This window comes from Mycobacterium sp. 94-17 (genome assembly GCF_035617725.1).
Lineage (GTDB): Bacteria > Actinomycetota > Actinomycetes > Mycobacteriales > Mycobacteriaceae > Mycobacterium.
Genome location: NZ_JAPIYN010000004.1, coordinates 68385 through 88300 on the forward strand (window position 1 = coordinate 68385; position 19916 = coordinate 88300).

Annotated in this window: 24 protein-coding genes and 3 pseudogenes; 9 read left to right on the forward strand and 18 right to left on the reverse strand. The window is 64.3% G+C overall.

The genetic code is table 11. From position 1 onward, the window contains the following. Nucleotides 1-19: 19 nt before the first annotated feature. The 3 genes and pseudogenes from OQ789_RS06550 to OQ789_RS06560 all read right to left on the reverse strand — a co-directional run. On the reverse strand, nt 20-1180 hold the full coding sequence (locus OQ789_RS06550) for an alpha-hydroxy-acid oxidizing protein (protein ID WP_324684362.1): 1161 nt from the start codon (nt 1178-1180) through the stop codon (nt 20-22). A 24-nt stretch (nt 1181-1204) separates the two neighbouring features. Further along, nucleotides 1205-2062 (reverse strand): siderophore-interacting protein, encoded by an 858-nt coding sequence (locus OQ789_RS06555; RefSeq protein WP_324684363.1) that lies wholly within the window; start codon nt 2060-2062, stop codon nt 1205-1207. 35 nt (nt 2063-2097) lie between these two features. Then, nucleotides 2098-2643, reverse strand: a pseudogene (locus OQ789_RS06560) (DNA-processing protein DprA); the annotation flags it as partial. A 483-nt stretch (nt 2644-3126) separates the two neighbouring features. On the opposite strand from OQ789_RS06560, the gene OQ789_RS06565 reads away from it, so the two are divergent. The 3 genes from OQ789_RS06565 (at nt 3127) to OQ789_RS06575 (ending at nt 4318) form a co-directional block, all read left to right on the forward strand. Then, the gene (locus OQ789_RS06565; protein WP_324684364.1) at nt 3127-3459 is read left to right on the forward strand and encodes a DUF732 domain-containing protein; all 333 of its coding nucleotides are present in this window, start codon (nt 3127-3129) and stop codon (nt 3457-3459) included. Nucleotides 3460-3564: 105 nt separating this feature from the next. Continuing rightward, on the forward strand, nt 3565-4035 hold the full coding sequence (locus tag OQ789_RS06570; protein ID WP_324684365.1) for a DUF4352 domain-containing protein: 471 nt from the start codon (nt 3565-3567) through the stop codon (nt 4033-4035). A gap of 91 nt (nt 4036-4126) precedes the next feature. Then, nucleotides 4127-4318, forward strand: a complete 192-nt coding sequence (locus OQ789_RS06575; protein WP_324684366.1) for a hypothetical protein — start codon at nt 4127-4129, stop codon at nt 4316-4318. Here the strand turns inward: OQ789_RS06575 and OQ789_RS06580 are convergent. Beyond that, complete coding sequence (locus tag OQ789_RS06580; RefSeq protein WP_324684367.1) at nt 4287-5045, reverse strand: hypothetical protein; 759 nt, start codon at nt 5043-5045, stop codon at nt 4287-4289. The genes OQ789_RS06575 and OQ789_RS06580 overlap by 32 nt on opposite strands. 130 nt (nt 5046-5175) lie before the next feature. Between OQ789_RS06580 and OQ789_RS06585 the strand changes: the two genes are divergently transcribed. The 3 genes from OQ789_RS06585 to OQ789_RS06595 all read left to right on the forward strand — a co-directional run bounded on the left by OQ789_RS06585 (nt 5176) and on the right by OQ789_RS06595 (nt 7704). After that, a complete protein-coding gene (locus tag OQ789_RS06585; protein WP_324684368.1) occupies nt 5176-5745 on the forward strand; it encodes a hypothetical protein in 570 nt (189 codons plus the stop codon). 177 nt (nt 5746-5922) lie between these two features. Beyond that, nucleotides 5923-6978: a hypothetical protein gene (locus tag OQ789_RS06590; RefSeq protein ID WP_324684369.1), complete on the forward strand. Its 1056-nt coding sequence runs from the start codon at nt 5923-5925 to the stop codon at nt 6976-6978. A gap of 336 nt (nt 6979-7314) precedes the next feature. After that, nucleotides 7315-7704: a hypothetical protein gene (locus OQ789_RS06595; RefSeq protein WP_324684370.1), complete on the forward strand. Its 390-nt coding sequence runs from the start codon at nt 7315-7317 to the stop codon at nt 7702-7704. A gap of 524 nt (nt 7705-8228) precedes the next feature. Here the strand turns inward: OQ789_RS06595 and OQ789_RS06600 are convergent. Together OQ789_RS06600 and OQ789_RS06605 are read right to left on the reverse strand one after the other, a co-directional pair. Then, on the reverse strand, nt 8229-8588 hold the full coding sequence (locus tag OQ789_RS06600) for a hypothetical protein (protein WP_324684371.1): 360 nt from the start codon (nt 8586-8588) through the stop codon (nt 8229-8231). An 81-nt stretch (nt 8589-8669) separates the two neighbouring features. Then, complete coding sequence (locus tag OQ789_RS06605) at nt 8670-9125, reverse strand: Panacea domain-containing protein (protein WP_324684373.1); 456 nt, start codon at nt 9123-9125, stop codon at nt 8670-8672. A 214-nt stretch (nt 9126-9339) separates the two neighbouring features. Between OQ789_RS06605 and OQ789_RS06610 the strand changes: the two genes are divergently transcribed. Continuing rightward, nucleotides 9340-10128: a hypothetical protein gene (locus OQ789_RS06610; protein ID WP_324684375.1), complete on the forward strand. Its 789-nt coding sequence runs from the start codon at nt 9340-9342 to the stop codon at nt 10126-10128. Between the two features lie 94 nt (nt 10129-10222). Here the strand turns inward: OQ789_RS06610 and OQ789_RS06615 are convergent, their stop codons facing one another. From OQ789_RS06615 to OQ789_RS06655, 10 genes are all read right to left on the reverse strand, one after another. Next, nucleotides 10223-10552, reverse strand: a complete 330-nt coding sequence (locus OQ789_RS06615; RefSeq protein ID WP_324684376.1) for a hypothetical protein — start codon at nt 10550-10552, stop codon at nt 10223-10225. Continuing rightward, a complete protein-coding gene (locus OQ789_RS06620; RefSeq protein ID WP_324684378.1) occupies nt 10552-10920 on the reverse strand; it encodes a hypothetical protein in 369 nt (122 codons plus the stop codon). The genes OQ789_RS06615 and OQ789_RS06620 overlap by 1 nt, the downstream gene beginning before the upstream one ends. 321 nt (nt 10921-11241) lie before the next feature. Beyond that, nucleotides 11242-11631 (reverse strand): HNH endonuclease signature motif containing protein, encoded by a 390-nt coding sequence (locus OQ789_RS06625; RefSeq protein ID WP_324684380.1) that lies wholly within the window; start codon nt 11629-11631, stop codon nt 11242-11244. Further along, nucleotides 11598-11996 carry a DUF7715 family protein gene (locus OQ789_RS06630; RefSeq protein WP_324684704.1) on the reverse strand — a complete coding sequence of 133 codons (399 nt, stop codon included), beginning with the start codon at nt 11994-11996 and terminating at the stop codon, nt 11598-11600. The genes OQ789_RS06625 and OQ789_RS06630 overlap by 34 nt, the downstream gene beginning before the upstream one ends. A gap of 152 nt (nt 11997-12148) precedes the next feature. Continuing rightward, entirely contained in the window at nt 12149-12322 is a 174-nt protein-coding gene (locus tag OQ789_RS06635; protein ID WP_324684381.1) for a hypothetical protein, read from the reverse strand. Continuing rightward, nucleotides 12319-12903: a hypothetical protein gene (locus OQ789_RS06640; protein ID WP_324684382.1), complete on the reverse strand. Its 585-nt coding sequence runs from the start codon at nt 12901-12903 to the stop codon at nt 12319-12321. The genes OQ789_RS06635 and OQ789_RS06640 overlap by 4 nt, the downstream gene beginning before the upstream one ends. Nucleotides 12904-12920: 17 nt before the next feature. Further along, entirely contained in the window at nt 12921-13316 is a 396-nt protein-coding gene (locus tag OQ789_RS25955; protein ID WP_420716062.1) for a helix-turn-helix domain-containing protein, read from the reverse strand. A gap of 44 nt (nt 13317-13360) precedes the next feature. Further along, nucleotides 13361-14065: a hypothetical protein gene (locus OQ789_RS06645; protein ID WP_324684384.1), complete on the reverse strand. Its 705-nt coding sequence runs from the start codon at nt 14063-14065 to the stop codon at nt 13361-13363. A 427-nt stretch (nt 14066-14492) separates the two neighbouring features. Beyond that, complete coding sequence (locus OQ789_RS06650; protein WP_324684385.1) at nt 14493-16514, reverse strand: bifunctional DNA primase/polymerase; 2022 nt, start codon at nt 16512-16514, stop codon at nt 14493-14495. Nucleotides 16515-16836: 322 nt separating this feature from the next. Beyond that, on the reverse strand, nt 16837-17070 hold the full coding sequence (locus OQ789_RS06655) for a helix-turn-helix domain-containing protein (RefSeq protein ID WP_324684386.1): 234 nt from the start codon (nt 17068-17070) through the stop codon (nt 16837-16839). A 447-nt stretch (nt 17071-17517) separates the two neighbouring features. On the opposite strand from OQ789_RS06655, the gene OQ789_RS06660 reads away from it, so the two are divergent. Next, nucleotides 17518-17856 carry a hypothetical protein gene (locus tag OQ789_RS06660; RefSeq protein WP_324684388.1) on the forward strand — a complete coding sequence of 113 codons (339 nt, stop codon included), beginning with the start codon at nt 17518-17520 and terminating at the stop codon, nt 17854-17856. A gap of 109 nt (nt 17857-17965) precedes the next feature. Further along, nucleotides 17966-19027 carry a site-specific integrase gene (locus OQ789_RS06665; protein ID WP_324684390.1) on the forward strand — a complete coding sequence of 354 codons (1062 nt, stop codon included), beginning with the start codon at nt 17966-17968 and terminating at the stop codon, nt 19025-19027. Between the two features lie 47 nt (nt 19028-19074). Here the strand turns inward: OQ789_RS06665 and OQ789_RS06670 are convergent. Together OQ789_RS06670 and OQ789_RS25960 are read right to left on the reverse strand one after the other, a co-directional pair. Then, nucleotides 19075-19755: pseudogene (locus tag OQ789_RS06670) on the reverse strand (DNA-processing protein DprA); the annotation flags it as partial. Further along, nucleotides 19752-19859 (reverse strand): annotated as a pseudogene (locus OQ789_RS25960) (hypothetical protein); the annotation flags it as partial. The pseudogenes OQ789_RS25960 and OQ789_RS06670, both read right to left, overlap by 4 nt. Nucleotides 19860-19916 lie beyond the last annotated feature (57 nt).

A 19916-nucleotide genomic window follows, 5' to 3' on the forward strand; every position in this document is an offset into this window, starting at 1 on the left:
CAGCTGCGGCCCGGGGGCTCTAGTCGGCGCGCCGAAGCGTGTCCGGGGTGAGATCTTCCAGCGCCGGATAGCCGTCGACGGCCATGATGAGGTCCGCTTCGGCCAGGATCGAGCGCAGCACGTGCACGATGCCGTCGGTGCCGCCGAGCGCCAGGCCGTAGGCGTACGGCCGGCCGATGCCCACCGCGGTGGCGCCGAGTGCGAGCGCCTTGACGACGTCGGCGCCGCTGCGGATGCCCGAGTCGAACACGACCGGCAACCCGTCGGCGGCCTCCACGACACCGGGCAGGCACGCGAGGGCGGGCAGGCCGCCGTTGGCCTGGCGTCCGCCGTGGGTGGAGCAGTAGATGCCGTCGACGCCGCCGTCCTTGGCGCGCCGGGCGTCGTCGGGGTGGCAGATGCCCTTGATGATCAGCGGCAGGTCGGTCAGCGACCGCAGCCAGGGCAGGTCTTCCCAGGTCAAGGGGTTTCCGAAGGTCGTCACCCACTGCAGCACCGTGCCCTGCGGGTCCTCTTCCGGCGGGCGCTGCAGGCCGGCGCGGAAGACCGGGTCGCTGGTGTAGTTGCTCAGGCAGAGGCCGCGCAACTGCGGGAAGTTGGCCGTGCTGAGGTCGCGCGGGCGCCACCCGGGGATCCAGGTGTCGAGGGTGACGACGATGCCCTGGTACCCGGCGGCCTCGGCCCGGCGCACCAGGCTGGCGGCCAAGTCACGATCCTTGGGCGTGTACAGCTGGAAGAAGCCGGGGGTGTCGCCGAACTGCGCGGCGACGTCTTCCAACGGGTCGGCGGTCAGGGTGGAAACGACCATCGGGACACCGGTGGCCGCGGCCGCGCGCGCCGTGGCCAGGTCGCCGTGACCGTCTTGCGCGCAGATGCCGATGACGCCGATCGGCGCCATGAACACCGGCGACGGCAAGGTCAGGCCGAACATCTTCACCGACAGGTCGCGTTCTTTGGCACCGACGAACATGCGTGGGATCAGGCCCCAGCGGTCGAACGCCTCCCGGTTGGCGCGCTGCGTGCGTTCGTCGCCGGCGCCACCGGTCACGTAGGACCACACCGACGGCGGCATGGCCCGCTCGGCCCGCGCCTCCAGCTCGGCGAACGCCATCGGCAGCGCGGGCGCCACCCCGCCCAGGCCCTTGAAGTAGATCTCGTTCTGGTAGTCGCCGAATGCCATGCGATAGACAATGCCAGGCGGGCGTCAGGCTGACGAGGTCGCCGACTCCGCCTGCGCCAGTTCCTTCTTCCATTGCCGGAAGGTCTCTTCGGTGCGGCCGCGACGCCAGTATCCCGAGATCGACGACGCCCATCTGGCGTCCACCCCCCGCTCCTTGCGGATGTAGGGGCGCAGATTGTGCATGACGGCCTGGGCCTCGCCATGGATGAAGACGTGCACCTGGCCGGGCAGCCAGGGAGCACTGGTGACGGCATCGATCAGCGGCGCGTGGTCGCCCGCCAGGTCCTCCGGAACCAGGTCGGCGCGGCCGCCTCGGTAGACCCAGTTCACCTCGACGCCGTCGGGGGCGGTCAGCGGGATCTCGTCCTCTTGGCCCGCGACCTCGATGAAGGCCTTGCCGACCGCGCTGGGTGGCAGGGCTTCCAGCGCCACGGCGATGGCCGGCAGCGCCGATTCGTCGCCGGCCAGCAGGTGCCAGTCCGCGGCCGGGTCAGGTGTGTACGCACCGCCGGGGCCCATCAGGTAGATGGGTCGGCCGGGCCGGGCGGCCGTCGCCCACTGGCCCGCAATGCCGTGCTCGCCGTGGCTGACGATGTCGAGCGTGATGCGGCGTTGGTCGAGATCGACACGGCGGACGGTGAGCGTGCGCACCGAAGGCTTTTTCTCCGCAGGCAGGTCCGCGAAGCTGTCGAGGGTCAGCGGCTGGGGCAGGCCCGCCACGTCCACGTCGTCGTCGACGAACGCCAGCTTGACGTAGGAGTCGGTGAACTTGCTCGGCACGAACGCGTCAAAATCCTTGCCTTCGAGCACTATTCGCACCATGTGCCGTGTGAGTTGTTCGGTACCGACAACTTCGAAGCGTTGCAGTGGTCGACCCGCCACTATTTCCTCCTGTCTAAACCTCAGCCCCCGCTCGACTATACGAGTCGCTTCGTCGACGCAGCTTGACCTGCTGCGGCCCGGACGATGCGCCACCGCCCGTCCTGGCGTTGCACCAGGCCGGCCAGCTCGAGCATCGCCAGCGGCCCCAGCGCCAGCTCGGGCACCATCCCCGAGGCGACCGCGATCTCGTCGACCGTGGCGGCGCCGCGGCCCGGCAGTGCCTCGTAGACGCGGCGCTCGGCGCCGCTGAGCCCGTCGAGCGGCGTCGCCGGGTGCGGCTCCTCGCGGGCCAGTTCGCCGATGTGGCCGACGAGTTCGACGACATGCTCGGCGCGGGTGACCAGCTCGGCGCCGTGGCGCAGCAGCTCGTGGCACCCCGCGGACGCCGACGACGTGATGGGCCCGGGCACCGCGGCGACCACCCGTCCCAGCGCCCGCGCCCAGGCAGCGGTGTTGGCCGCGCCGCTGCGCAGCCCCGCTTCGACCACCACGGCGGCCCCCGCCGTGGCGGCCACCAGGCGATTGCGGGTCAGGAACCGGTGGCGGGCCGGGCTAATGCCGGGCGCGTATTCGGTGATTAGGCTTTGCCGCATACCAGTGCATTCCAAAGGTTGACACCTAGTTACCGAATCGCATTGAGCCTTAAGGCAACTGATGCATCCGGCGATCCGCTGCGTCACACCAATTAACGCCAATTGACGGTCAAATTCGATGAATAAGCGGTGACCAAAACGAGAGGGATAGATCCATGCAATCCGACACCCACACCCGTATCTACCCGCCGGAACGCCGCCTGCGGCACCGCCCAACATATAGCCCCGCCTTGGTCCTCTCTTCGCCGTGCGGCTCGGGAGCGGGGTGGGCCGCTGCCTATGAGCATTACACGGGTCTGGGGCCGCACCGGCCCGATCCTCGCCGGTTGCGGGCCGGCGCGGGCGGAGTCAATTCGCTGAAGAATTTTCACAAATCCCCATATAACAAACCGCAAAAGGGTTTACGCTCCCATCGACAAATCGGGCAACGTCACCGAACAGCAACATCACCGAACACGGAGGTTTGGGAGCATGTTGTTCCATGGAGATTTCATCGCCACAACTACTTTGGCGGCTGGGGCCGCGGTCGCTGGGATCGCGTTCGCGGCACCTGCCCACGCCGACGAGACCGCCTATCTCAACGACCTGCACAATGCCGGGATCAGCGACGCCAGCGGTGACGCAGCACTGCTGCAGGTGGGGTGGGATATGTGTCGACAGCTCTCTAACGGCACGTCGCTCCCGCAGCTGAGAGCGCAGGTGCTGTACAACTCTGACACCGGTCAGGGCTCCAATGGGGTCGACCCCGCACAGGCCAATGACATCGTGAACTATGCGATGGCTGACCTGTGCCCCAGTGCCTAGGTGCTTCAACCTGTGTGGGCTAGAGGCGCCATGTTGCTTGTGGCGCCACTCGTGATTGCGTTCGTCGGGGCGTGCAGCTCAAAGCCGCCCCCATCCGCACAAACCGTGACCCAGACGGTCACCGTTGGTACATCGGCGCCGCCGGTCGCGGCGACGACAACCGTTGCAACAACGGTTCCGCCGTTAGGTGCTGAGGGCAAAGAAGTCCGAGACGGCAACCTCGCCTTCACGGTCACTAGGGCTACCGAGGATGATTCCAATCCGGCTGGACCTGCGGAAGTGTTCGTGGAGATATCGCTAAGGAACGTTGGCAACCAAGCCGCGGAATTCAATGGGGGCTATCAAAGGCTCATTGACATTCAGGGTCGAGAGTTTTCAGTGGACAAGGTTCTGAGATTCGACAACGGTGAAACGTCATCCGCAGCGGTGTTGGACCTCAACCCAGGACTGAATGCAAATCTCATTCTGCGGTTCGAGGTGCCACGAAATCTTGAGCCTGCCGGCGTTGTTCTTCGGGAGTCGGCCTCTTCGCCTGGAGTCGCAGTGGCAATCACCCTGGCATTTAAAGCGAGTTAGGTAGCCATTCGGCACAACATCCGAGATGTGCAGTCCGCGAACGTTCGCAGGGTGAAGTGAAACCCCACCTGACCAGACCTAGGCTCCGCGCATGCGTGACATCGCGACCATCGATTCCGAGCTGATATTGGTGGCGGCTCTTCGCGATGCGGCTCGGGAGCGGGGTGGGCCGCTGCCGTCGATAGCTGTGGCTGATGCGCTGCTGGATGAACGCAACGAACGGACCGTCGACGTTCGACGGGCAATTGCACTCAACTATCAGCAACGCGAATCGGCTCAATGAAAGCGTCGATAATTTGCTCGTACAGGGGATCAGCCGTCCGTGGAGTGTACGGCGGCGACCGAGTAAGGCACACGAAGTCGTAGGGCGCCTCCGCCTCGAAATCACCTGCGGCACACGACCGATACGAAACCTCAGGCTCTAGGTGGTCGATTCTGGGTGGGCTTTTGAGGTATGGAACCACCTTGTTCAGCTCTTGTTTGCCCATAGCCGCGAGCTGGATGCGGTCGGCGCCCTGGGTGAAGCCTTGCATCACGTGATTTGGTTCGTCACTGCCCCCACCCTCGCCGTACACATAGATGAGGTCGGCGACCCACCTGCAGCCGATTGCGAACAATAGCCAGTTACCGTCGGTGAGCCCGCGTTGACCGTCAACTTTTGGGTGCGCGCGATTCTCGGGCGGCTCAAAAAGCAGTGATGTCAACAAGTACACGTAGCCGCCGTCGCCTTGCCCCAAGTCTGCGTGGGCATCTAGATGCGTCACGTGAAAAGGCGGCTCAAGTACTGAGCCATCTATAGCATCGCGCCACCGGGCGAACAAATCGCCGTGGTTCTCGGTGACGACTCCGGGTAGCCGTTTGACGAGCCCACACTGTTCACGAAGAAATTTCATCGCCCGATCAGCTGGCCACACCGAGTAGTCATCAGCGCTGGCCCGCGACTGACTGGACGGACTGAAGACAGGTGGAGTTACAAAGAAGTCCAAGTCAATGTCGAGAATCCGTTGCACATTTGGAAGCGTACAAGGCCGGCTCCAGAGTTTTTACAATTCCCGATGTGAGTAAGCGCGGAAGTGTCTACGCTTCCCATCGACGAATCGGACGCCGTCACCACATGAGACATCACCTACGGAGTTGAACGTGAAGAAAAACATCCTGGCGCTCTGGCCGCCCGTCGGCGTCCGGCATCGCAAGGCGGTTCATTCCCCGTCGGTTACAACCGCGATGCCTGAGCTTCCGCGCGGAACGATCATCCGTTTCCGTTCGGGTGTCAACTATGACTATGTCGCAGTCAGTCTCGGTGATAAACGTTTCCGGACGACAGCGCGAGTCGAGCGCGCCGATGACAGCGCGCCCATTAACAGGTTTGGATGGAATCCAGTCAATAAGATCGAATACTGGGCAGATCTGATCGCACGAACCAACACGTTTTCGGTTGCCACTAAGTGGGCTGCAGCGTCCGCGATCTTGGAGGCGGAGCACGCGGTCGTGCGTTTCACCCTTAAGGGCTCACAGGAGTGGGATGCCGCCATCCATGTCGGCGACGGCTCTTGGTATTCCACAGTCTTAGAAACTGGTGAAGGCGGTTTGCACTACCTCGACTACCCGCATATCCGCAGCCTGAGCGACATCGTTAACAACAGCAGCCGCATCGAACTCGCAAAGCGCTGGTGGGCGCTCGACGACGTGGGCTTGCCGCCCTACCGTTGACTGTCACGCTGAGGAGCAGTCGCGTAACAGCGGCGGGGGATATTTACGACGAAATACGAGACGCCACAGAGATTTTCACTATTTTCGATGCGGATAATTGCATAACCGCATAGGCTCCCATCGACGAATCGGGCAACGTCACCAAACGCAGGCAAGTCGGGGGTCGGTATGGCAGCAATGGGAAACGATCAAGAGAATACGGACTTTATCCGCCAGCCAGGCGCGACACCATGGCCGCCGGCGGATGCTGGCGCACCACTGGACTACCCACTGCCGGGGCCGCTGAGCACCGCACCTTTCTATCTCCCGAACTTGATCGCGGCGATTGTTGCGGGCGTGGGGATAGTTGTCGGCAGCATCGGCACGTGGGCATCTCTCGGGCCACTCAGCCTTGGTGGTATGGATTTTCGCGGGGATTGGGGGCTTGTTACCCTCATCCTTGGCGCGATCGCAGCCGTCGCCTTGTTCGTCCAAATCAATTGGGGCAGAACAAGCTTCAGTCTTCGGTGGGCGGTGCCAATCGCATGGGCGGTCCTCGTGGCCGGCGTCGGATGTCTAGCCATCGCTTTGGTCAACATCGCCACGGTCACATCCTTTTCGAAAGTGGTATTCGGAGTACCCGGCGTCGCGCAAGTGGGGTGGGGTCTCTGGCTAGTTGTCATTTGCTCGGCGGTACTAACCGTGACAGCGGCAATTGTGGCCGTACAAGTCGGTACGGCTGCGAGTCATGACTACCGTCATCCTTCGCAAGCGGCTTGGTCAGGTGCTTGGCGGTGGGCTGCGATCGTTGCGTCGGCGATAATCTTCGTGATCGCGATCATTAATGCCTATCGCCCGTTCATGATCGACAATGGTGGCAGCCAACAAGTAACCGCGACCGCCACTCAGACCGTAACGGAGCGACCCTCAACGTCGACGGTTACTTATCCGCAGCCCCGGCTTGAGTCTCCCGCGCCGGTCTCGGCTGCCGAAACACTCCCGCCGAATGCTACGCACTGCTCATCCAATGCCGTGAACATCCCGCTAAGCAATTCGGCGGCTGGAACGGAGATAACCAGTTGCCCATTCGCTGAAGCGGTGCGCGCACAGTACCTTCGGCAAGATCCACGAGGTGCACCAATAACCCTGAATGTCATGAGTCCTGTCACTAGCCAGAGCTATGTGATGACTTGCATCGGGTCCCATGTGGTTACCTGCACGGGGGCAAATGACGCAGTGGTCTACCTGTACTAAACAACCTAAGCCGAGGGAGAACTCGTGGTCATCGACTTGACCACGGCCAGCTTCCCGCGACGCTGCGTTCGCTTCGAGAGCGTGCCTAGTATCGCGATGAACTGGCGTGCCGCAGCGGCCTGAGTCGCTACATGTCTCTTGTCGTCGAGGATTTCGGCCAACGCTAGCGCGACCGCCGTTAGGCCGGGACGTTCGACAGCGGTTCGCCCGCATCACGGCAACCTCGGTGGGGCGCTGTTCCTGTGACCTTTATATGAGGACAAAGGATTCCCGCCCGCGCTACAGGTCCGGATTGTTATCTTGGGCCGCTTTCCATGGCCTACCGGAGGTGACGTAATGCTGTCCGACTCGCAGCGCGCAGCCGCGCTCGACCAGGAGCTGATGGCGGTGGTGGCGCGCGGTGGCCGCATCGAGGCGCGCACGCCGACGTCCGCGATCGTGTCTATGGGCAAGCCAGTCAACCACGTTCTGCATCTGCTGGTAACCGTGCTCTTGTGCGGTTTCTGGCTTCCGGTGTGGATCGTCATGGCGGCCACCGGCGGCGAGAAGCGCACCACTGTCAGCGTCGACGCGGCCGGCCACGTGCAACGCACAAACGGGATGCCCGCCTCGCCGACCGCGAACTGGCTCGGCCGGATGTCGGAGAACCAGGCGACCCTGGTCGTCATCGGCGCACTGGTCGGCGGCTGCATGCTTGTCGGCTTCATCGTGAGCCTATTCCACTGACCAATGACACCAGCACCAAAGGGAAGCAACGTAATTGACCACCTCACGAAGTGCACGACACCCAGACGATGGCGGGGGTGCTGCCATGTGCGTGCGGCGGCGGGTACTAACGGTTATGCCATCGAGGGCGACCGCAGTGGTCCGGGCAGCAACCGCATCAACTTGCCTGTTCGTGATATCCGTATTGCCGTTCCTATCACCAGCATCCAGCGTGGCCAGCGCGACGCCCGGTGTGAAACCCGTTCCCGCGGCGGGTCCTTGCGATATGCCTACAACCCGTGACCTGATTGTTTGGGAACGCCGGCCGCGCCTCCTAGACAGCGCCTTCGAGGTCGGTGACGCGGACCTCTCGCAGTGCAAGCCCACCGTTGACACTTGGCCGACGGGCGAGCCCACCGGGCCGGGCTACTGTTCCGAGATCGCCTGGGCCTCAGACAATCCGGGCTATGACACCGACGCTCGCCCGGCCCCGCCATTAAAGAAGGTCATCGAAGAGGTAGGCGACTGCTAACGCAGGCGTTTGGCTAGGCGCCGTGGTCGTACACGTCGCCGAACTGCCGTTCGACCCACAAGACGTGGAAGACATCGTTGATGCGGACCCCAACCATGGGAAGTTTCCCGTTGTACCGAAACGCCATGAACTTGTCCTGGTCGGCGAACTTGGGCGGTATGGGGGCTTTGATCTGGTCCGCCGGTATCATTTCGGTGCCGGAGGCTTTGCGCCCGGTCTGGTGAATCTGTTTCCATTGCAACTGTGCGCATTTGTGCATGGCGAGCGCTAGCTGGGCTTGAGCGTCCTTGTCTTCCAGTGCTTTTACGTCGTATCCGTTGTGTAGGTGGTGCAGACAGAACACAGGTGTCGATTCTTGATAATCGCGCCGCACCAGGGGCGGCGACGATAGGTCATCGGACGACAGCGCTGGCTTCGACGCCTTCTGTCGACTCTTCCGGTCTGGCACCTTTGGCTAGCCGGCCCTGAATTGAAAGTAAGCCCTGATCTCTTCTTTCGGGATAACCACGTGCCGTTCGGCCTGGGCGAAGTGCTCCATCCACGGGGCCTCTGCATGCGTCATGTTCCGCAGTTTCCACGCGGCGACACTTCCGTAGGTGTTCCACACCTTCGCGAGGAATTGGCTTGTCGCCGAATCGACATCGTCCCACTCGAACGGATCATCATCCGGCAAGCTAATCGGACCAGCGCCAAACCCTTTGAAAGCGTGGTAGACGTCGGGAACGACCGGGCCGTGAGACCACGCCTGGATGTCGTCGCGGAACAACGGACGATCGTTAGCTGCAAGGTAATGCCCTTGAGCGTAGTAAAGCAGCTTCTGCAGTTTCAGGTTGCTTAGCTCGGCGTCGTCGGAGTTTGCCCAATCAACGAACCACTTGGCGATCGTCGTCGCCGAGTAGATGTCCGCCATGACCTTCGCCCCTTTCTGTGGATAACGTTGCGGATAATCTGTGGGTAACCCTGCTTCGCATTGTGTATACCCCAACGGTACGACAAGTTTTACTACCGGCGTAGACGACCCACCAAAGACGCCGCAGCCAGCACTGGTGCCGCGCATGCCACGCCGAAGTATCCCCACCCGCGGGCGGCGGGCTGTGTCATACCTCGCGCGTAGCGTCCCACCCATGCCACCGCGTACACGTGAGCAACTCCTCGAAGCCTTCGAGGAACAGATCGAGTTCCTGGAACGGTCGAATGAGTTGTTCGACCAAGGCCACCTGAGCGAGTCCAAGCGACTCGCCGTCACCCTGCGGGTCCTGTTCCACCACACCGCCGAGAAGAACCCCCGGGGGTCGCATGCGCTCATCAACCAGCTCGGACTTGAGAACACCCTGACCTGGGTAGCTACTGCCGGTCGACCAGACCCCCGGAATTGGATGCCCACGTTCGGACTGATCCAACAAGGGATAACCATCAAAGACGGTGAGGCGGAGCCGCATTACCGTGCACCCCTGGACAACTTCCGGCCGGCCCCGATGCGGACAACGATCGTCCTGCCTCGGGGATCTCGGTTGTATCTCGAGATGTGGTGGACGGATCCGGTAGTGAAAGACGCTGATGGGAAGCTCTTTTCGCGTAAGGACTTCGTGCTGGCCCTGGTGAACAAAGAGGGCGGCGCCCACATCGACCCCGAGATCCTGGACTCGTACAACAAGATCGCAAACTTCAATTCGATGGGATGGACGTACAGCGAGGGACCCGAGGGGCGGGCGCTCACAGGCCCGATGATTCCGGTCGGGCCAGGCGCGGCCGAGCGCCGCAGCAGCGGAGCTGCCTCCCGAAATCCCACGCCGAGAGCCCAGGAGGGCTGGACCGATCCGATGCCCATGACGAACCCGGTTCCCTACATGGTTCGCCAGATTTCCCACGAGGTGGTGAAATCGGTTCACGCCCAGCGTGACCGGATCAAGTAAGGTTAGCCAGCCTCCAACGCCTCGACCCGCTGCTCGAGTTCGGCCACGCGGCATCGCAGCGACCACCACCGCAGGCGCCACAACCCGCGCAGCATCACAGGTCCAGGCAATCGATCGGGGCGTACCAGCCCTCACGGACCGCGACCGCGGACAGCTTCCGCTCACCAGACCCACCCGGCCAGGAGAACCGTTCACGGCCGCCGCAGAACGCCGGCCACGACGACATGCGCGCCCCGTCCAGCCGCCTCGGCGGGCCGCCGTTCGCGGCCTCCCAGGCGTCCAGGTAGTTCGCCACCTCGGCGCACGAATCATCCACCACGCCAGTCTTTTTTGCGTACTCGAGGCACATCAAGCCGCGGAACCAGTCACCCGAGTCGTCGTAATCCGACACCGGCTGGCTTGCCGGCACACGTAGGCGCCCCATCAGCGTCTCCCACCGCTATGTCCGGCGACACGTAAACGGACGTCCGCAGGCTTATCCGCCGCGATCGCCTTCTCCAGGCCGCGCCGCACACGACCAGCGGTCAACATGGACTCCTTCTCGCTGGCACGCATCTCGGCGCTGATGCGTACCAGCACTTTCGGATCCGGCTTCTCCTTGCCAGCCTCGGCGGCCAACGCGACACCGAGCATGTCAATGCGTTTCCCGAGACGCACCGCCGCTTCGATCATTTCGAGTTCGTCGGGGCTGAAGTCGATGCGTCCCCCGCCGATATCCTCGAGCAACTCGTCGTACTGTCGGCGGATCCTGGTTTCCGTGGACGGTGGTCTGCCCCGTTGTGTGGTGCTCATCTTTGTCCGTGTTTCCTTCCGATATGGCCCAGTTTTTGGCCGAGATAACGGCAATTAACTGGGGGCCTTGACGCACACGCTGGCGGGCATCTCCGCAGGTCAACGGCCAGCAAACAAGTGACATGCATATTATGCGTCCATGTGGACTCGTGGAACCCGACATTTTGCTTCGCGCTATGTCGGCCGGTCAGCTGTAACCGCAGCTCAGGGGGACTCCCCCCAGGTATATGCAGGTCGAGGCGTTGCTCGCTCCTCCACCGAAGTGCATATTTATGTATCAACGGTGCGATGGTCCTACGTATAGCAAACTCTATAGCCATGCTACGCATCCCCTAGTAGGACGTCGGATGGGTGCGTCCGGGGTGGACGCTTCCCACTACGACGTGCCCGTGCCGCCACGCCAGCGGCAGCGGCCTCTCGAGCTGTCTTGCTGCGATGGCACGGAACACAGACTGCGCGCAAGTTGTCCTCGTCGGTGTCGCATCCGCCCAGCGAGATCGGCGTGATCTTGTCGACCTCGGTGGCGTCGACCAGGCATCGCGGCCCCCGGATCTGACATTCCCCATCGTCCCGCCGAAGGATCCGCCTCCGGGTGCGCTGCCACTGGTAGGTGCGGGCGACCTGGCTCGAGGCTGTCGGTTTGCCTTGGCGTTGCCACCCTGATCGACGTGAGGTGCTCATAAGACACCGCTGGCGATGCGGTAGCGCCATTCCTGTGCGGCGTCGTCGAACCACGGGCGTAGCACTGTGCCGGCTCGGTGGTATGTGGCGACGTCGGTTGCTTCGCCGACGACTGCGGCGGCGAGGTCTGCGGCTTCGTGTGGCGTTGCACCCCAGGCGTTCTCGTAGTAGCCGGCGACAGCGGTCACCAGGTCTTCGAACGTCAGCTCCGACTCGGTGACCCGCACCGTGGTGCTGGCGGCATGAGAGTTAAGGCCGATGAGGGATCGGTCGCAGCCGCAGTCTGGGTTGGTCCCTGCGCAAGGCTGCGTGGGGAGCGCTATCTCTCCCTCAACGCCCCAACATAAGTCGGCAGGTTCGGGTGCGGCGGGTCGGTGAATGGTTAGCGTCTTCACTTTTACTCCTCAAGTGTTGGTTGCCGCCGGTGCCGCGCTGCTCGCGAAGTAAACAACGCGGCCACCGGCGGGCCGTACGGGTAGGCAGCCGCGGCCCTGGCGGGCCATGACAACACCGGGCCGGCGCCTGATCCGCACAGTCTTTGGGGCTCTCACCCCACGTCCTCCCACGGCTTCCGCGGTGCAATGCGGCCCTCGACGGGCACAGAGGCGCCGGTCAGGAATCCCAGCCGGCGCGGAAGCGCTGTGGACTTGCGGACGCCACGCAATGCTTCGGCGGCAACGGCTTTCGCGTCGCGCCGCGCCTCCCGGGCTGCATCGTTCACGAGTCGCCGTCGGCGACGCGCTGCAGCATGTCGTCAGACACGCCTCCCACGACGGCGCGCAACTCGGTCGGGGTCGGGACCGAGAACAGGGCCGCGCTGGCCATGTTCGACGTGGGTGTCGCCACCAAATCGTCGAACTCGTTGTCCAGGCCGGCGGCCTCCGCGTAGTCCTTCGCGACGTCGCGGATCCCAAGTTCGAAGGCCCGGGCCGCGGCGGCGCGCGCAAGCAAATGGTCCCCCATTCGGGTCGCACGGTCACACATGTCCTGCAGGTCTTTTCCGCTCCGTAGCTGCGATGCACGGTCTACCCCGTCGCGCCAGGCGAGGATCGATCCGGCATCGGAGCCAGCCGGCAGCCCGAACACCTTGGTCATCATCTTCGCGCGGGTCGCGTCGTTGTCGAGCGTGGTGCCATTACGCAACGCGGCTGCCTGCTTGCGGTGCGCGAGCAAGGTTTTGGCGAGTTCTTGGCGTCGCCCGGCTTCTGTGAAGCGCGAATCGGCGCGGATCGATTCGCATTTTTGGGCGAAGCTGCTACGGATCTTTGACATTGCCATTTTTGTGTCGGCGATCTCGGCCATTGTGGGTTCCCTTCCGGTCAGGCTGCGGTCGCCGCTTGGGCGACGCGTAGGTCATGCTCGTTGATGTGCCACCGTCCGCCGTGCCATCTGGCGGGTAGGCGTTTGGATTCGCACCAACGTCTCACTGTTCGGTCTGAGACGCCGAGGCGTTTCGCTGCCTGTGGTGTGGTCAACTGTTCTGAGTCTGTCTGCTGGGTGGCGCTCGCGTCCAAACCCTGTCCGCTACCGGATATTCGGGGAGATGGAAACACATTCTGCTCGTGGCCAAGACGCGAAAGATATAGGGCACACAACACCTCGTAAGCCTCTGCGTCACTGTCCCGCAACATCTTCCGTTGCTCCGCTAACATCTGGACCCGCTGGTCAAGCATCTGAGCAATCCTCGGCGGCACTCTCACGGCGCCATCTGCCATTAGGCGAGCGCGTATCCGCGCGTCCCAGTCAATGACGTTCGCGGTCACTGTTTCGTCCCTCGAGTGTTGTTGCCTTTGCGTGCTTTCCGGGCGTTGCGCCGCCGACGTTGCCTGTTCTTGGCTCGGTGTCTAGGCCATGCTTCCGCGGCGCGCCCGGCCGCGCCTGCCGGACGGGCCGGCGTCAGCGCATTGTCATCGAAGAGTTCACCGGCCACCATGGACTCGGAGCAGTGAATTCGTTGCGAGTCAACCCGTCCGGCGCAGCCACGGAGAACCAGCCGCTGTAGCCCCTGACGAGCTAGCTCGATCTGCGTCGTGGTCACATCCGGGCTGTGCAGCGCCACAGCCGCTTCCCGCGGCGTCAATCCATCACTGGCGGCCTCCACGGCAGCGAGCAGCCGCCGCGCCGGCCTTCGCGGACCACGCGGACGTGGCGCTACCTTCGGTGGGTGCGGTTTCAGCACGGCCACCATCGCCGCCCGGGCTGTCTGATACGCAGCGGGGTCGACTAGACGGGCGGCCACAACGCCGCGCGGGTAATGATCCGCTGGCAGCGAATCCAACCAGTCGCTGCAGCGCTGCAACTCGCGGCAGCCGAGGCAGGTTTCGATTCCGGCGTCAATCTGCTCCCCGGCGCTTGAGCTGACGTCAAGGTCTGCCATCCATGTCTCTGCGCGGCAGGCGGCATCGGGCATCCGCGGCACAGCGACCCACGCGCCCATCAGCGCGGCCAGCTCCGGGCCGTTCATCGGTCACCGCCGCGGCGACGCTGTTTCGTCAACGGGTAGAACTCAATGACCGCGGCGGCCTCGTCGCCAGCGAGGCACAGTAGTAGACGGCGGCCGTTCCCTTCGTTGGCCTCGATTACATGGTCGAACTGATAGCGCCGACCCCGAAGGGTCAATATCGCTGTTGTCCGCGACGGACGGCGCCAGCGCCGACGTTGCGGGACGAGGGGGTCGGCTGTCGCCGCTTCATCGGCCGAATCTGGTGATTCCGGTTGGCAAAAAACCCACTGGTTCCGACTGGTTCCCACTGGTTCCGGAACCGGTGAAAAAGAACGCGGTGGTGCACAGTGTTTTTTACTGTGCGACCGTTTTCTGACTGGTTCTCTACTTAGGGATACCGGTCGCGGGAACCAGTCACGTACCCCATCGCTGCTACCCGGATGAGTTTTCATGCGGCCGCCTCGTCAGAGCAGCCCGCGGAACCAGTCGCATCGGGCAGCCGGTACCCAACTGCTCCTCGTGCACCCGGCACCTCAAGCAGCCGGGCCGCGACAACGAGATCGTCCACAGCGTCGCGGATGCGGGTCCGCTGGTAGCCCATCCCGTTGGTCCGCATCATCGCGCACAGCTTGTTGAACGAGTCCACTGAGCCGCCCGCCTTCGCGAGGTCGCCAACGACCGCTTCGGCTACGGGATCGCCGCCCTCGATCCCGCCCTCTCGGTCTGTGTCCCGCGGGGGGTAGAAGCCCCAGAGCTCGGGGCTGCTCCCGGTGGCATCGATGGCCAGCGCACCGAAGTACGACTTGCCGGGCACCCCGGTCTGCCGCCCATGGATCCGCAGCGCGCCGGGGCGATCCTTCGTCAGGTAGACATGTGACATGCCGCGCATGCCGCGACCGAAGGGTTCCTTGTTCACGAGGACGAACCGTGCTCCGTCGATCGCGTTGCCCTTGTGGACCGTGCCGTAGGCGTCGCGGCGGGTGTGGTCTGTTCCCATCGGCAGGTGGTCACAGGACAGCACAGCGGCCCCGGCTCGGAGGAACGGTGTCACGAGCCGGCGTCGAAACTCTGAGGCACCCTCGGCGGCTTTGATCTCTGCGCCGTGCAACGCCATCGCTTCGTTAACCCCGTCGAGGACAACCAGCGTCGGCGGAGGTTCCATTAGTGCGAGGAGCCATTCACGGCGGACCTGTTCGGCGGGGCCGATGAACACCAGCTGAGCGCTTATGGTGTCGTCACTCAGGCCGAGGAATTTGAGGCGTTCCACTGTGGAGCTGGGGTCAGCCTCTTCGAAGTGGATGTAGACGACACGGTTACCGGCTCGCATTTCGGCAGCCGCGCACAGCAGACAGAACCACGATTTACCGGACTCCGTTTCGCCGATGACGGCGTGTTCGCGGCCGCGGTAGAGGCAGCGTTGCCCGTCGTCGCGTGCGACGCCGAGCGTGGGTTGTGGTGGGGTGATTTCGCCCCGTAGGTAGGGTCCGAGGTCGATCGGTTGCCACGTCACACCCACCTGGTCTGTGTCGGCGCCAACGCCCGTGGCGGTCTCGTTCAGAGCCGGCCCGTATCCGAAGTCGGTGCGGCCGTAGTCGGTCGGCGGCGTGAGTGCTTTGGCTGCTGCACTCATGTCGCCTCCGTGGTTGAGCAGAGCGTGGGCGGCGAACCGGGTGTACGTTTTATCAGCGTCGAACGGTTCTGCGCTGGTGGAGAACACGTGCAGCAGCGGTGTGGCCGATTGGTCATGCAGGATCGACGCGGACGATTCGGAATCGGCGCCTGGGCGGCGCCAGCGAGAGCCGTGTTCGTCGCCGTCGCCGTGAACGACCACCCATCCGTGCGGCGGCAGGATTGCCGCCCATTTGGCTGTGGCGCTGTACTGGTCGGCTGCGGATTCGCGTTGGTCGGTGGCGGGTTGCACTGCAGCCGGTACTTTTTCGCGCTGCCTGCCCTTGGTGATGAACTGTTCCAGCCATGCTGGTGCTTGCGCGGCGGGCTCGCTCGGCGGGGTGACCCAACGGTACTGGTTGCCGCTCTTGTGGATGCTGGGCGGGACGACGATGTAATGCCTACCGCCAGCTCGTATATCGACGCCGGGGCAGATCCTGCCTTCGAACTCTTTCACCGTCGTGCGGAACACGTAGTGCTTGCCGCCGCCGCCGGTGTCGGCTTCCCAAGTGCTGGGTAGGCCGCCGTGCTCGGCTACCAATTGGGCCCATTTGGTGAGCCCGTCGTGGTTGCGGTCGACGTCGACGCAGACGTGGCCCGCCGGTATTGGCATGCCGATGTTGCATTGCGGGTTCTGACCCCACCATTTATCGACTTGCGTGTATAGAGCCGATGCGTCGTGAAAACCGCGTCCGGTAGCTGGCGCTTTGTCGCGGGGTTTCACCGGGAACACGGGCTTTCCATCGAGGGCGTAAGCCGTTGCTGCTCCCGCCAGGTCGGCGGTAGCGTTGATGGCGCTCATGCGGAGTCACCGCCTCGCCCCATGGCCCGCAACGCGGCTTCCTGGACGCCCCTCGGGCACATGTCGAAGTAGTGTTCGTCAGTCATGGCGCGTTGCACTCTTCGGCGCCAATCTATACCCCACTTGTCGAATGTCGTGGAATCGCATTGTGCTAGAATGGATTTACTAACTGATGTTGAGGTGCCCCGGTTCTGGCCGGGGCCTTCTTCTTTTGTGGGCGCCTCCATGGCGCAGCTCCTTCGGGTGGTGCTCGCGGCCCGTCAATTATTTGGCCTGTTGGCCCCGCGGAGCTGGTGAGTGAATTACGTTGTGGTCTACGGTGTTAGGCGGCCCCTCCGATGGGCGCATCAGTGGGGACGCGATTCCCCAGGATGTAGTTTTCGACGTCGGTGCGTAGGTAGCGGATGCGGAATCCGAGCCGGATGTAGGGGATTCCGCGACCGCGGTTGCGGTCTTGCGCGAGGGCGGGCTGGGATTTGCCGACGACAGCGGAGACCTGTGCTGGTGTCGCGATTTCGGGCAGGTCGAGATTGAGGGCGGGGGCGGGGGTGGTCATTATTTTCTCCTGGTAGATCACAACCTTGAAATCACAAGGCTTGTACTTTAAGGATGCCCACTCCGCGCGGGATTGTCAAACCTTGTGAATACGAGTACTGTCCCTAGTGTGTTCGGTGGACAAGACGCGGAAGCGTTGCCGCAGGTAGTTGCGCGGAACGCGCGACTCCTTCGCGGTTCAGTGACCGCCGACGAGCTGGCCACAGCGACACGACGCTGGGGGCTGAACTGGGGCACCGGCCGTATCTCAGACCTCGAAGCCGGCCGCGTCTCCCCCACTCTCCCCACTCTGATTGCGCTCGCGGCCGCGCTGGGTGACATACGCGGGGAATCAGTCGCCCTAGCGGACCTGACACGCTCCGATGGATTCATCTCCCTCACAAACGAACTCACTCTTTCCGGGAAGGCGCTAGCGCGGTTCCTGAATGGCGATCCCGTAGAGGTCAGAGTGAACGACACGTCGACCGGCCAAGACCAGATGCGGTTCACATTCGCAGCGCACTACGACCAGATCGATGCGGTGCGGGCCATCAACCCCGACATCGCCAACGCCCCGGCGGGTGTGCTGCGCGACGTGCACCGTAGATCCGGTGAGGCCGAACGGCGGATGGCGAAAGCGCTCGGCGTCGAACCGTTCGTCGTCGAATATGCCGCCGCATACCTGTGGGGTCGCACCGTGTCGGATGAGCGCGACGCAAGGGTCGCGGGTGACGCCAGCCCGCAGAAGCGGGGCCGCGTCACCCGCCAGCTGCAGGCCGAGCTGCGGGCGGTGCTTGATGGCGGGTAGGCCGGCGCTGCGGATCGGTCAGCACGGCCGTATCACACGGACACAGCTGGCACCTGGGCTGTGGATCGCCCGCTGCCGCTTTCGCGACACGGACGGGGTTACACGGGTCGTGCAGCGCCGCGGCCCGGACGCGGACAAGTACGGCAAGGGTGCCGAGGACGCGCTGCGGGAGTCGCTGACAGTGCGCCAACCGCCGGCCGCCGCGGGCGGCGTGTCTGCCCAAACGCTGATCATGGCGCTTGTCGACGCGCACATCGACGAACTCGAGCGGGACGGACGGGCGCTGAAAACGATCGACGTGTACCGCCGGGCCGCGAAGACGCTGCGCAAATACGTGGCCGGCGTCCGGGTAGGTGACGCCGCCCCGGCCTCACGGATGCACGCCGCGGTCAAGAGCGTGCAGCAGTATCACGGCGACGACATGGCCAGGCAGGCCCGCACTGTGCTGCGTGGCGGCTGGCGGCTCGCAGTCCTCGCCGACCTGATCGACCGCAACCCTGTGACTGACATCGAGATCCGGTCGACGCGGCGACGCAAAGGCGCCCCGGCGCTGTCAACGGCCGCCGAGCTGGGCGATCTGGTGAGCAAGGTGATGGCGTCGGAGGACTGCCGGCGCCGCGATCTCGCCGACCCGATCGTCGTGCTGGCGGCCACTGGGCTGCGGCGCAGCGAGCTGCTGGGCCTGCGGTGGTCCGATTACGACCCGGATGCCCGGACACTTGCCGTCACCGGGAAGACGATCCGAGCCGCGGGGAGGGGGGTGCAGCGAGTTGACGACACCAAAACGGCGGACTCGCGGCGCACCATCAAGTTGCCGCTATTCGCCGCCAACGTGCTTGACGCCCGGCGCGGCCGGTTCGTCTCCGGCCAGGTCGATGTGATCTTCCCGAACGCTCTCGGCGGTCTGTGGGATCCCGACAAATTCGGGGCGTCGTGGCGCGCCGCCCGCGAAGCGCTGGGGTTGCCTGACGTGACCAGCCACAGCTTCCGCAAGACGGTTGCCACATTGATCGACGACGAAGGGCTGTCGGCTCGCGTTGGTGCCGACCAGTTGGGGCATGCGCGGCCATCGATGACCCAGGACAACTACATGCGTCGCGGGCAGCTCCACCAGGAGGTCGCTGACCTGTTGGACCGGGCTGTCTCTGGCCCAGCCATTTCCGATGAATAAACGATGAGCTGGAGGTGATACGAGGACCGCAAAATGCCATTTGAGCTGCGCTTAAGCCGGACCTCGGGCGCGTATTCGGTGAAGAGCAACCCGTTCCGGCCGATCCGGTGCAGCAGCGCCGTGTGACCGCTCGGGTAGGGGACGTCGAGGCCGCCGGCCAGAACGGCCACGGTGATGCCGTCGCAGTCCAGCGCGGCGCGGTGGGCCGCGCCGTCGATGCCGTAGGCGCCGCCGGAGACGACCGCGATGTCGCGCTGCGCCAGCCCGGCCGACAGGTCGCCGGCGATGTGTTCGCCGTACGTGGTCGACGCGCGCGTCCCGACCACGGCGGCCGCCCGGCGGGCGACCTCGTCGAGCCTGGCCGGGCCGTGGGCCCACAGCACCATCGGCGAAGCCATCGGCGCACTCCCGCCGGGGCGTTTCGCGGCACCGCGGAACGCGGCGAACGCCAGCAGCGGCCACTCGTCGTGGTCCGGTGTGATCAACCGTCCACCACGCCGGGCGAGCATCTCGAGATCGGCGGCAGCGCAGTCAATCTCGCGCCGGGCCTGGGTGTGCCGGGCCAGGTTGTCGTCGACCAGTCCGCGCCGGACCCGCTCCGCGGCCTCCACCGGGCCGACGTGCTGAACGAACGCGGCGAGTTCGGCGCAGGGCGGCTCGGCCACCCGGGACAGGTAAGCCCACGCAAGCAGTTCGGGGTGGTCGAGCGCCGGCGCCACGGCGCTCATCGCCGGGCCCCCGGCTGACGGAAGCTGAGCGCGGCGGCGACCTCGTCGGTCCCCGGTGACGTGCGGCCGGCCAGGTCGGCCAGGCTCCACGCGACCACAAGACTAGCTAAATAGCAGACCTCCCCTACCTCTCCGAACTGCGGAAACCGTACTATCCGTCC

Coding starts and splice junctions, on each gene's coding strand:
- OQ789_RS06575 (WP_324684366.1), top strand. CDS start 4,127: ATGCGTGACATCGCGACCATCGATTCCGAGCTGATATTGGTGGCGGCT.
- OQ789_RS06565 (WP_324684364.1), top strand. CDS start 3,127: ATGTTGTTCCATGGAGATTTCATCGCCACAACTACTTTGGCGGCTGGG.
- OQ789_RS06590 (WP_324684369.1), top strand. CDS start 5,923: ATGGGAAACGATCAAGAGAATACGGACTTTATCCGCCAGCCAGGCGCG.
- OQ789_RS06550 (WP_324684362.1), bottom strand. CDS start 1,180: ATGGCATTCGGCGACTACCAGAACGAGATCTACTTCAAGGGCCTGGGC.
- OQ789_RS06625 (WP_324684380.1), bottom strand. CDS start 11,631: ATGGCGCTACCGCATCGCCAGCGGTGTCTTATGAGCACCTCACGTCGA.
- OQ789_RS06640 (WP_324684382.1), bottom strand. CDS start 12,903: ATGGCCGAGATCGCCGACACAAAAATGGCAATGTCAAAGATCCGTAGC.
- OQ789_RS06645 (WP_324684384.1), bottom strand. CDS start 14,065: ATGAACGGCCCGGAGCTGGCCGCGCTGATGGGCGCGTGGGTCGCTGTG.
- OQ789_RS06595 (WP_324684370.1), top strand. CDS start 7,315: ATGCTGTCCGACTCGCAGCGCGCAGCCGCGCTCGACCAGGAGCTGATG.
- OQ789_RS06610 (WP_324684375.1), top strand. CDS start 9,340: ATGCCACCGCGTACACGTGAGCAACTCCTCGAAGCCTTCGAGGAACAG.
- OQ789_RS06620 (WP_324684378.1), bottom strand. CDS start 10,920: ATGAGCACCACACAACGGGGCAGACCACCGTCCACGGAAACCAGGATC.
- OQ789_RS06615 (WP_324684376.1), bottom strand. CDS start 10,552: ATGGGGCGCCTACGTGTGCCGGCAAGCCAGCCGGTGTCGGATTACGAC.
- OQ789_RS06605 (WP_324684373.1), bottom strand. CDS start 9,125: ATGGCGGACATCTACTCGGCGACGACGATCGCCAAGTGGTTCGTTGAT.
- OQ789_RS06650 (WP_324684385.1), bottom strand. CDS start 16,514: ATGAGCGCCATCAACGCTACCGCCGACCTGGCGGGAGCAGCAACGGCT.
- OQ789_RS06655 (WP_324684386.1), bottom strand. CDS start 17,070: ATGACCACCCCCGCCCCCGCCCTCAATCTCGACCTGCCCGAAATCGCG.
- OQ789_RS25955 (WP_420716062.1), bottom strand. CDS start 13,316: ATGGCAGATGGCGCCGTGAGAGTGCCGCCGAGGATTGCTCAGATGCTT.